The sequence below is a fragment of the Mulberry dwarf phytoplasma genome (assembly GCF_056504655.1).
The window spans coordinates 587,543-599,358 of record NZ_CM151418.1; the positions used below are offsets into that span (position 1 = coordinate 587,543).

Below are 11,816 nucleotides of genomic sequence, written 5' to 3' on the forward strand. Positions count from 1 at the left end.
AAAAAAACAAAACAAAAGCCGTTTGCAAATTTATTTTTGCAATTATATATTTGAATTATTTTACTAATTATATTATTTTTTGGAATTGCACAAAGAAAAGTGATTTTAATTTTTGTATTTTATGCGCAAATTATTTTTAATAACAAAGATAACAAAATACCAACGCCAATAAAGAAAAAAGACGCCTTTATTAAAGCATATCTTATATAAATTATTGAAACAAATAACAAAGAAAGAATTATTTATTAATATCTTTTAAAATATTTTCTATACGGCGTCCATAAGATAAAGATTTATCATATTTAAAAACTAAATCAGGTATTTTACGAAAATTTTTAATTTTTTTAGCTAATTCCAACCGAATAACAACTTTATTTTGTTGAATAGTTTCTTCTGTTAATTTCAAAACAGTTGGATCATCGCTTAAAATAGTATAATAAACATTAGCAAAAGACAAGTCTTTTGTTACTTTAACATCGGTTAAATTAATATATCCTATTTGTTCGTCTTGAATAACATCATTAATTAACACCAATTCTTTTTGAATTAGACTAGACAATCTTTCAGCTGTTGTTACCATTTTTTATTCCTCTACTTTGCTTAGTTTAGATGTTTCTATTATATCATTAATTTCAAAATCATTAAAACCATCAAGTAAAATGCCGCACTCATAACCTTGTTTGGCAGATTTAATGTTGTCTTTGAGATGTTTTAAGGATGCAATTTTACCTTTAAATAAAACTTCATCATTGCGCATTACTTTGGCAAAATCGCTATTATTGACAATACCTTGTGTCACATAACAACCAGCAATATTGCCAACTTTACTGATATTAAAAATTTTTCTTACTTCTACTTTACCAGTAACCACTTCTTCAAAAGTAGGCTTAATCATAGATTTTAATTTTTGTTCAATATCTTCAATAATGCGGTAAATAACATTATGAATAGTAATTTTTACTTCTTGTCTTTGAGCAGATTTGAGTGTGGAAGAAGCAGGTTTGATATTGAAGCCTATTAACAAACTGTCTGATGATTTGGCAAAAGCAATATCTGTTTCTGTAATGGTGCCAACAGCAGCGCGCAAAAGTTGCACTTTAAGATCAGATACTTTAATTTTGGCAATCATACCTTGAAGCGCTTCCAAACTTCCTTGAGTATCAGCTTTTAAAATGATATTTAGTTCTTGCGGTTTTTCGGTTTCTAAGTCTTGTAAAATATCTTCTAAATTAAGAGGTGAAAGGGTTTTGGCTAAAGTTTCTTTAGTTTGGGATTTTTTTTCGGCTACAATTTGGCGTGCTTGTTTTTCATTAGCAACGGCGTAAAAAATATCTCCTGCTTGAGGCACTCCTTTTAATCCTGCAACACGCACAGGTTGCGAAGGTAAGGCTTTGGTTAGTGTTTTTTTGTTTTCATCTTCCATGGAACGAATTTTTCCATAAGAAGCTCCAGCAACGACGATATCGCCTACTTTAAGGTTGCCATCACTTACAATAAAAGTAGCCACCAGTCCTAAAGATTTATTAAGGCTTGCATCAATAACTGTTCCTTGAGCTTTTTGATCGGGATTAGCTTGTAAATTTTGGATTTCACTAACTAAAAGAATAATTTCTAATATTTTTTCCAAACCTTCTCTTTTTAAAGCAGAAATAGCAATATAAGGAGTAGTACCGCCCCATTCTTCAGGCAACAAATCATAACTAGATAATTCTTGCATAATTTGTTGTGTGTTATTATTGGGTTTATCAATTTTATTTAAAGCAACAATAATAGGAATTTGGGCTTTTTGGGCGTGCTTCAAGGATTCTAAGGTTTGTGGTTTGACACAATCATCAACTGCTACTACCAAAATACAAATATCAGTAATTTTAGCTCCTCTAGCCCTCATCTTATCAAAAGCTTCATGTCCTGGAGTATCAATAAAAGTTATTTTATTTCCTTGGTATTCAACTTGATAAGCTCCTATGTGTTGGGTAATGCCTCCAAATTCTTGATCAACTACACGAGTTTTTCGAATGGCATCTAATAGGGTGGTTTTGCCGTGGTCAACGTGTCCCATAATAGTTACAATGGGCGGTGTTTTTTGAAAATTAAGTTTTTGGTTGGGTTTGGTTTTAGTGAGGGAAGACATTTGCGGTTGAAGTTGTGGTGGGGTGTGTTTTTCTTGGGGTTCGCTTACTTGAATATTGTAATCTTTGGCTAAAAGTTCAACAATATCTTTTTCTAAGGTTTGATTAACATCTGCTTTAAGTCCTAATTGTAATAATTTTTTAATTAAAAAAGCACTGGTAATGCCAAAAACTTGAGCGATTTGAAAAACTTTGTCTTGGGGATTAAAAACATAGTTTTTACTAGCAAAATCGTTTCGCAAATCCGTTTCCTTGGATAATTTAGGGGTAGTTTTGGATGAATTTTCATTATTTGTTTTTTTGTTAAGGGTCATTTACATCCCTCCTTTAATTTTAATAATTTTTAATGCATGAAAATAAAAGATTGCAACATAAAAAATAAATTGGGCAAAAAATAAAAAATGTGAAGTGTGAAGTGAACAAAAAATATTTCAAAGATGGAAAAATGCATAAATAAAATATAAAAATGTTTGCTAAGTTTGTAAAGCAATCAATTTTAAAAGAGTTTGATATATTTCTTCAGGAACTTTGGTTTTGAGTTTTTTATCTAAAAGTTTCTTTTTTTGCGACAAAATAACATATTCAAGTTTTAAAGTTAGATATACTCCTCTTCCTTGAAGTGCTAAATTAAAATCAACAGCTACTTTTCCTTGTTTAGTGCTATTTATTCTAATCATTTTTTTGATATCTTGAATTTTTTTAGAAACTATACAAGTTCGCAAAACAGTCATTACAATTAAATTAATCCTTCTGTTTGGGCTTGATCTAAGGTTTTGATATCAATATTCCACTTAGTTACTTCCGCTGCTAATTTAACATTTTTACCTAATTTACCAATCGCTAAAGAAAATTGGTCGTCAGGAACAATTGCAAGAGCGTATTTGTTAATGTCGTCTTTGATGACAACTTGAAGGCATGAAGCAGGTTTGAGGGCATTTGCAATAAGTTCTTGGGGATCGTCGCTCCAAACAAATAAATCAACTTTTTCGTCTTTAAGGATTTTGATAACATTTTTAATACGGTTGCTTCTTTCGCCAATACAAGAGCCAATGGCATCTACTTGAGCGTCGCAGGACAATAAACCAATTTTGGTACGTTCGCCAGAAATGCGGGCAACCCCTGCAATTTTAACGATGCCTTCTTGGATTTCAGGAATATTTTCTTCTAACACTTTAACTACAAGTCCCACATGATTACAACTGACAAAAATCTTAGGCCATTTAGTAGTTTTTCTTACTTCTGATACAAAAACTTGAATTCTTTCGCCTACTTGCATTTCATTATTGGAAGCAATTTCTTTTTTAGGCAACAAGGTAGTAATTTCTTTTTCTAATTCCAAATTATAAAATTTATCGTTTTCCGAAATAATTTTAGCGCTAATTAATTTGCCTTCTTGTTGTTTGAAAAAATTATAAATGTTTTCTCTTTTCTTTTTGGTAAGCTCTTCGTTGAATTGATTTTTAAGTTCTTTGACAGCGTATAGATTAAAATCTTTAGGATCAACTTTAATATCAATTACTTGACCTATTTTGGCATGAGGCTTAATTTGTTGGGCTTCTTCAAGAGTAATGGGAGTTGACTCTTTTAAATTAATAGTGCTCATAGTAGCTTCGTCGGCAACCAAAAATTGTTTATATAAAATAATTTCGCTTTTGTCTTCTTTTAACTGGATTTTACAGCTTTTCACTTTATGATTTTTTTTGCAACCAGAAATCAATCCTTTAGCAAAAGCATCAATAACTTGGTCTTTATCTAAATCTCTTTCTTGAGCGATTTTATCTAAAAGTTTAAAAAAATTCTTACTAATCAAACGATACCTCCTAGTAAATGCATCTTGTTAGATATGGGCGAATTTAACATTAACAAACGCAACCAACTAAAACCAGATACAAAATAAAAAAACAGTGATTTGTTACAAACACCATTTTTATCTTTTGATGAAAAAAAATAACTCATAATATAATTATATCATTTCCCAAGGCAAATAACAATTTTTTATGCATCCTTAAGGAATTTTGTGAGTAAAAAGGAGATAAAAATAATAAATTTGACTATTGGACAATATCTTTAGGAGTTAAATATAAGAAATTAGGTTTTTGGGTTTGGCTGATAAGTCCTTTCAAAATTTCTACCATTACCCAAGTATCTTGTTTGCAATATTGTTCTAAGGCTTGAAATTGCGCTTGAAATTGCAAAGGAGACATTTTAGGTAGTTGAATATAAGTTAAAAAAGCCTCAATACCATTTTGAATAACTAAATTTTGATAATTCAAATTGCAAAATAAAGGAGTAATTTTTTTGATAGAAAAAGAACCTTGCAAATGGGGATGATAAAAATTAATGCCTGCGGCTTGTTCGGAATCAAATCCTAGATTTTGATAAAAAGTTTTGCTGCCTTTTAGAAGGTCTTTAAGGTCGAAAATACGCGCAATAATGTTTTGGATTTGCAAGGAATATTCAGGAAAAAGCAAAGATAATTCTTGAAGGCGTGTTTTTTCAAAAGCTTTATGATAAACAATAATGGAGCCTCCATCATCTAAAATGGCATTGGTTAGTTTTTCTAATAGGGTTTTTCTGTAATCGGCGTGATCGGGTGCCAAAAAAGAAACGTGATTTTTATCTTTGTTGCACAAACCAGGGGCTTTTTCGATGTGAAGTGAAAATTGAAATAAGGATTGAGTATAGGGTTTTTCGCCTTTAAATCTAGGAAAAGGACACGGAAAAGCCTCAAAATCTAAATAATAAAGAGGGTATTTTAGAATTTGCAACCCTGCTTTAATCTTATCAAAACAATAATAAGGAAGCTTTTTTTGGGTAACTTTTTGTTGCACTTTGTTATCAAAACGATTCAACCAAGCAAAAGGAATGTCAGAAACATGATAATATTGTTGCAAAATTAACTGTTGTGTTTCGTGTTTTTGTTTGTTTTGGGAGTCAAAAAAACCTAAATGATTATAAAAATAAGTAAAAATACTGTCTTTGGAAGGGATGTTTTCATAAAAATGAAGGATTTTTTCAGGCAACAAATAATAAGCAGAAGTGTCGTTTGGCTTGTTAGTTTTTGAAGACAAATAAGAAATTAAAAGATTGGCATCATTTTCTAATATTTGAGTTCCTTGTTGTGTAATCAAAGTCAAATCAATAAAAGTAAGCAAGTTAGGATCCAAAGCCGCATTACAACTTTTGCAATCATAAACATAATCCGAATTAAGAACTACCAAATAATACTCTATTTTTTTCTTTTTTTGTGCCTCAGTTAAATTATTTTCAATTACCCATCTTTGATAAGTTAAATCATAGATGTATTTTCCTTCTTGTGATTTGGGATTAAAAAAAGTTTGCATTTTTTTTTGATAAGATGGGTTGTCTTGATTGGAGCCCTTGCAAAAAGGTGATAAGGTGTTAGGACTTGTATAATGGAAAAAGGGCATTTTTTCTTTGTTATCGTTTACAAATTGCAATTTTAAGAATTTTTTGCTAGTAGTAGTTTTAGTTTCAAAAATACGAATAGTAGTTTTGTCTTCTTGATATCCATCTAAAAAACAATAAAATTGATATCCTTGTTTATTCATTTGAAACTTTTTTTGTTGATAAGTTTCCAAAGAAAAAATAACTTCTCCTGGAAAATGTTTTTCCAAATAAGAACCTACCAAAAGCTCTAATTGTTTGTAATAAGGTTGCATAATGTTTAAATGTTTTTGGTTTAAAACAGCTTGATATTCGTCTTGCTCGCTTAGATTTTCTTGTAAAAAAGCAAGTTTTTTAGCATAAGTTTCTTCATTAATTAAATCTTTGAGTTCATTGGAAAAATCCAAAAGAAACTGAGATTTATTTTGATACAAAAACTTAAAATTCAAATATTTTAAAACTTTTAAAAACTTAATAAAACGAGTTTTAGAAATTTTCATTCATGTGTCCTTAATTATTGTCTAATTTGATATCTGCATAAAAGCAAAAAATACAAAATAATTAATTATTTTGTATCATTATTATTGCAAAAATTTTAATTGTTATAAATTATTGTTAAACTACAAAAAAATACAAAATATTAAGCAATTTAAGTTGGGGATTTTTAAAATTGGTTTTTTATTCATTAAAAAATACAAGGGTTAAGAGTTATTGTTTTTGATTAAAGTTTTTTAATGTTTTTTGAATACGCAATTTAGCATCAAAGTCTTTTAAAGCATTTCTTTTATCGTGTTGTTTCTTACCTTTAGCTAAGGCAATTTCTAATTTAACTAAATTTTTATTAAAATAAACTTTTAAAGGAATAACAGACAATTTTTCAGTTTTAATTTTGTTTTGAATTTGGATAATTTCATGTTTTTGCAACAAAATCTTTTTAGTTCTATTTTCATCATATGCCAAACAACAACTAAAAGGATATTTTAAAATAGTCATATTCACTATAAAAGCTTCTTCATTTTTGATATGAATATAGGAGTTTAATAAATTAATTTTTCCTATTCTAATTGATTTTACTTCGCTTCCTAATAATTTGATTCCTGCTTGATATTTTTTCTTTTCTAAAAAATAATCATAAAATGCTTTTTTATTAGTGATAATTGTTTTCATAATTTAAACTTTTCCTTTGCAAAATGAAATAAATGCAATAATCAAATTTGAGTTAGTAAGTTTTTTAAAATAAGTTTGTTGTACAGTATATTTATCACCAATATTATTGTCAAATCTTTTCTTTTCAAACATTTTAATCAAATATTAATCAAATAATTTAATTACAATTGAGCCTTATTAAAACTGAAAAATGATATGGAGGCAAAACACAAATAAACTTTATTTGCAAAAATATAAGAAGGTTTTTATTGCTTTTTTTCTTTCTTTAAAGAAGGTTTAATAACTTTTTGATAAGTTAAAAGACTTGTTTCAATAGCACTAAATGCTGCTTGTTTATCTTGTATAGCTTCAATAACTACTTTTTTCTTTTCCAAAGCTTTGTAATTTTCAAAAAAATGCTTAATTTCTGCAATCATTGGCAAAGGAATATCTTTTAAATCTTGTAAATGAGAAAAATACTTATCAAAAACAGGAACTGCAATTACTTTTTCATCTAATTCATCATTATCAATCATTTTAATTACTCCCAAAGGACGACATTTTACCAAAGTCATAGGATCTAGGATTTCTTGAGATAACACCAAAACATCTAAAGGATCATTGTCTTCACAATTAGTTAAAGGAACAAATCCATAATTAATCGGATATCGAAAAGCAGTTGTCAAAAAACGATCAAGCAACAAAAGACCTGTTTCTTTGTCAATCTCATATTTTTTTTTACTTCCTTGAGAAATTTCAATAACTACTATAAACTCTTCTTTTGTAATTCTTTCAGGATTAATATCATGTAATATATTCATTTTTAAACCTCTTTATTATTTTATTTATTTTATAATTTGTTTTATGATATTTTATTGTTTTATTTTTTTGCAATAAATTTTTATCTTTGGTAATTACAAAAGATACATTAAAATGCTTCCTGCAACTGCAACATTTAGGCTTTCGACATTTTGAGTGCAAATATTTACAAAATAATCAGAAAGGGCTTCTGTTTCCAAAGAAATCCCTTGTCCTTCGTTTCCTAAAACTAATACTTTTTTAGGATATTTTTTAGCATCTTCCATAGTAATATTGGCTTTTTGGGGAAAAGCACTAAAAATAGAATAGTTTTTTTCTTTAATTTCTTCTAAAAAGGATTTAGTATTGCCTCTTTTTAAGGAAAGCGAAAATAAGGCACCTTGGCTTGATCTAATAGTTTTTTCATGATAAAAATCAGCACTATGAAAACTGGCAAAAACTTGATTAAACCCAAAAGCACTAGCAGAACGCATTAAAGCTCCTAAATTAGCAGGGTCTTGAATATCATCCAAAACTAAAATTTTATCAGACAATAAATTATTCTCTGAGGTAGGTTTGCAAAGAGCCATTTGCTCAAAGACAGTTTTAGTTTGAGATAATTCTTTCATCAAAGAAGGCGCAATAAAAGTCCCTGGTTTTTCCTCATTAGAAGTAAAAACGGTAACAACAGCGTTGTTTTTTTGTGCTTGTTCAATGAGATGATCACCATATACTAAAAATTGTTGATATAAATCGCGATATTTTTTTAATTGTAATTTTTTTAATTTTTTAAAAGTATGATTTTGTTTCGATGTAATCATAAATGTTCCTTTGAATGAAATTAGTAAAGCATAAAAATATAAAATTAATTTGCATTTTACGCTCTTTTTAAATATTATTTTATTGAATATTATTTTATTGAATATTATTTTATTGAATATTATTTTATTGAATATTATTTTATTGAATTGTTTTTTATCTTTTGTATTTTAATATTGACTTACAATTGTTTGCTCTGGATTTTGTTCGCAAAAATGCTTAATTGCTTCTTTTACATCAAAAAAACCATAATCACAGATATTAAATTGCAAATGTTGGTCTATATTTAGAGTAATTGTATTTTGCAAAGCATCATTTAATAAGGGAAAATAATCTATTTTTTGCTCTTCTCTTTTAGCTTTTAGAATAGTTGGTTTGGTGGTGGGATTTTGAGGCAAATAAAGAGTACAACAATCATGAAAAGCACGAATAGAAATATCAAAAGTATCAATTTGTTTAGCTATTTTAATTATTTCATTTTTATCCATAGTAACTAAAGGTCTTAAAATAGTCATACTCGTTACTTGAGTAGTTGTCTGCATACTTTCCAAAGTTTGACTTGCTACTTGTCCTACTGATTCACCATTAATTAAACATAAATGATTTTTTTGAAAAGCAAATTGAGAAGCTAAACGATACATCATCCGACGCATAACATTAATGATATAAGAATCTAGAACTGTTTTAGTAATTGTTTCTTGCAAATATCTAAAAGGCACTAAATGCAATTTAATTTGATTACCAAAAGCATAACGACTCAAAACTTTAGCTAAATCAATTACTTTTTGGATTGATTCTAAAGGAGTTAAAGGGCTTGATTCAAAATGTAATAACTCTACTGTAATACCTTTTTTCATCGCCAAATAAGCAGCTACAGGAGAATCAATACCACCACTCATCAAAACAATTCCTCTACCACCAGAAGAAACAGGAAACCCTCCTAAAGCTTGAGTTTCATCACTTTTTAAATAAAGATAAGTGTTTTCTTTTCTAATACTAACATGTAAAATAACTTGAGGATTTTTAACATCAACTATTAATTTACCTTCAAACTGCTTTAAAATTAAAGGAGCAATTTGTTGGGTAAGTTCCAAACTTTTTAAAGCAAAACTTTTATCTTTTCTAGTGGTGTCTATTTTAAAAGAAGTATTTTTTGTAATTTTTTCTTGCAACAATAAACAAGCTTTTTGAACAATATCATCTAATTGTCTACTTGCTTGACTTACTACAACAAAAGAAGAAATCCCTGATACATAAGATAATCTTTTAAGAATTTCTTTTTCTAAACTTGCATCATAAATATATTCTAGATAAGCATAATCATGTTTAAAATACATTTGAACGTTGCAAAGGTCTTTAATTTTATTTTGTAATAATTGTCTTAATGTATTAATGAAAGCTTTTTTATTTTTTCCTTTTAAAAATAATTCTCCAAATCTAATTAAAATTTTTTTCTGATACATAAAGTTCCTCACATCAATATTTTGTGTATGAATATTTTTGAATAAATTATATTTAAATATCTTTATACACTTAAATATTAAAATATAATAACTTTTTACAGCTTAATTATAACATGAATATAACTATTTTTGTGATACAACTGCATATTGATAAGTTTTTGCCTTAAATACTGCAATTATAATTTATACATCCTCATTTATATAATATATCTTTTTCAACAAAAAAAGATTAACTTTTGCAAAAGTTAATCTTTCCATATAACAAAATATTTAATTATAAAATAATCTAAAAATAAAAAGGACTCCCACCAATAAATTCTTTTAACAAAGACTCATGAAACACTAAATTAGAATCCAAAGATTTAAAAAAACTTAACAAATTTAAAAAATACTGAGCTTTATCAAAATACTTACTTGTTTCAGGAATTTGCAATAACAAAGGAATTAAATATGGTTTCAAAACATTAAATTCATAAATTAATTCAGAATTGAAAACAAAATCAGCTTCTTGTTGATTAGGATAAATCCATCTAAACTCCCCTTTTCGCACAGAATCCCAAAACTCAAAAGTCCTTAAAATAGTAGTATTCCTAGAAATATAATCTCTTATAGCTCTTCTTAAAAACCTCACATCGGTTAAATGTAAAGGATTGTGGAAATCTAGTGATAATTGATGTTGTGGGGCAATATAGATTTGAAATTTTTGTAATCTTGGAATAAAAGGAGTAAGTTTAGGGTTTATGGCATGTATTCCTTCTACCAAAATAATATGATTATGGGTTTGAATATCTTTTTGGGTATGACTACGAGTAACAAAATCAAATTGGGGAATAGTAGTCTTTTTGCAAGTCAGCAAATCATAGATATTTTGATTAAATAAAGGAATATTTAAGGCATCAATACTTTCAAAATCAAAGGAGATGCCATCTTTTTCTTTGGGAATATCTTTCAAAGGCAAATAATAATTATCCATAGCAATAATAAAAGTACAAATTCCAAACGCTTGTAATTGTAATTGTAATCTTTTAGCAAATGTAGTTTTTCCACTAGAAGAAGGACCCGAAATATTAATAATTTTAAGATTGGAGGCACGTTTAGCAATTTTAGCACTTAATTGTTGCAACTGATTTTGATGATTAATTTCTGCAAGATTAATTAAATTAAATTGACTTTGAGCAGTTTTGGCAAATTGATTAATTTGGGAAACATTTTGCATTTGAATAGTTTTTTTAAAAGCCAAACTTTGAGTAAGCATTTGTTCAAATAGAGGTTCTTGTTGAAAAGAAGGAATTTTTTCATCACTAAAAGGAGTTACAAATTGCATAACAAACCCATTTTGATGATAAAATAAATGATATTTATCTAAATAACTAGTGTTAGGAACTAAACCTTGATACATATAATTACAATAGTTTTGGCAAAAATAAAGGGTAGCAAAGGAAGGAGCTTTTTGTTTGAGGAGACTAATTTTATCCCCAAATCCCAAAGATTGATAAATTTGCAAGGCTTTTTCAAGGGGCAATTTCTTTTTGGCAATATCTAATTTTTGCGATACTAACAAATGCATTTCTTCTTTAATTTTTTGAAACATTTCTGGCAAAAAGGTAATTTCTTTGGGAAAAGATACCAAAATACTAGAAGAACTATAATAAGTAAAATGTAATGAAATATTTTCAAAAAGTTTGTAAGATGCCATAGCAACTAAATATCTTAAACTAGCTTCATAAATATTTACAGCCGCAGCGTTCCAAGCGCCTAAAAAAGTAATTTGATTGATGGGGGCATGCAATTTAAAGGTAAGTTCTTTTAATTTATTGTTTACTTTGGCAGCATAAACATTTTTAAGGTTTAATTGATTTTTTAAAGTTTCTAAACTAGTGTTTAAAGGAACATTTAAGATGGTTTGATTATAATAAACTTTTAGCACGATTCCCTCTGATACTGATAATATATTAAAAACCTCAATTAAGAGGTCTTTTTCTAAATAAATAAAATTATTGTAATGTTTGTGAATTGCAATAAATAATATTGAAAAATAAAAAAAGGTAAAAAA

10 protein-coding genes are annotated in these 11,816 nt (G+C 27.7%); all 10 read right to left on the reverse strand.

Going from position 1 to position 11,816, the window contains the following annotated elements:
- Nucleotides 1–238: 238 nt before the first annotated feature.
- Nucleotides 239–580, reverse strand: a complete 342-nt coding sequence (gene rbfA, locus JAHGCCOI_RS02925; protein WP_212509139.1) for a 30S ribosome-binding factor RbfA — start codon at nucleotides 578–580, stop codon at nucleotides 239–241.
- A 3-nt stretch (nucleotides 581–583) separates the two neighbouring features.
- Complete coding sequence (gene infB / locus JAHGCCOI_RS02930) at nucleotides 584–2,443, reverse strand: translation initiation factor IF-2 (RefSeq protein ID WP_479491945.1); 1,860 nt, start codon at nucleotides 2,441–2,443, stop codon at nucleotides 584–586.
- Nucleotides 2,444–2,602: 159 nt separating this feature from the next.
- Entirely contained in the window at nucleotides 2,603–2,860 is a 258-nt protein-coding gene (locus tag JAHGCCOI_RS02935) for a YlxR family protein (RefSeq protein ID WP_212509137.1), read from the reverse strand.
- 5 nt (nucleotides 2,861–2,865) lie between these two features.
- Entirely contained in the window at nucleotides 2,866–3,939 is a 1,074-nt protein-coding gene (gene nusA / locus JAHGCCOI_RS02940) for a transcription termination factor NusA (protein WP_479491946.1), read from the reverse strand.
- Between the two features lie 241 nt (nucleotides 3,940–4,180).
- Nucleotides 4,181–6,037 carry a DUF2779 domain-containing protein gene (locus JAHGCCOI_RS02945; RefSeq protein ID WP_479491947.1) on the reverse strand — a complete coding sequence of 619 codons (1,857 nt, stop codon included), beginning with the start codon at nucleotides 6,035–6,037 and terminating at the stop codon, nucleotides 4,181–4,183.
- A gap of 208 nt (nucleotides 6,038–6,245) precedes the next feature.
- A complete protein-coding gene (gene smpB, locus JAHGCCOI_RS02950; RefSeq protein ID WP_212509134.1) occupies nucleotides 6,246–6,704 on the reverse strand; it encodes an SsrA-binding protein SmpB in 459 nt (152 codons plus the stop codon).
- A 245-nt stretch (nucleotides 6,705–6,949) separates the two neighbouring features.
- Nucleotides 6,950–7,504 (reverse strand): inorganic diphosphatase, encoded by a 555-nt coding sequence (locus JAHGCCOI_RS02955; RefSeq protein ID WP_212509133.1) that lies wholly within the window; start codon nucleotides 7,502–7,504, stop codon nucleotides 6,950–6,952.
- 93 nt (nucleotides 7,505–7,597) lie between these two features.
- Nucleotides 7,598–8,302: a TrmH family RNA methyltransferase gene (locus tag JAHGCCOI_RS02960; RefSeq protein ID WP_212775349.1), complete on the reverse strand. Its 705-nt coding sequence runs from the start codon at nucleotides 8,300–8,302 to the stop codon at nucleotides 7,598–7,600.
- A 168-nt stretch (nucleotides 8,303–8,470) separates the two neighbouring features.
- Nucleotides 8,471–9,763 carry a tRNA uracil 4-sulfurtransferase ThiI gene (gene thiI / locus JAHGCCOI_RS02965; protein WP_249291107.1) on the reverse strand — a complete coding sequence of 431 codons (1,293 nt, stop codon included), beginning with the start codon at nucleotides 9,761–9,763 and terminating at the stop codon, nucleotides 8,471–8,473.
- 286 nt (nucleotides 9,764–10,049) lie between these two features.
- Nucleotides 10,050–11,690, reverse strand: coding sequence for a nucleoside kinase (locus JAHGCCOI_RS02970; RefSeq protein ID WP_479491948.1), 1,641 nt, complete (start codon nucleotides 11,688–11,690; stop codon nucleotides 10,050–10,052).
- Nucleotides 11,691–11,816: the final 126 nt, after the last annotated feature.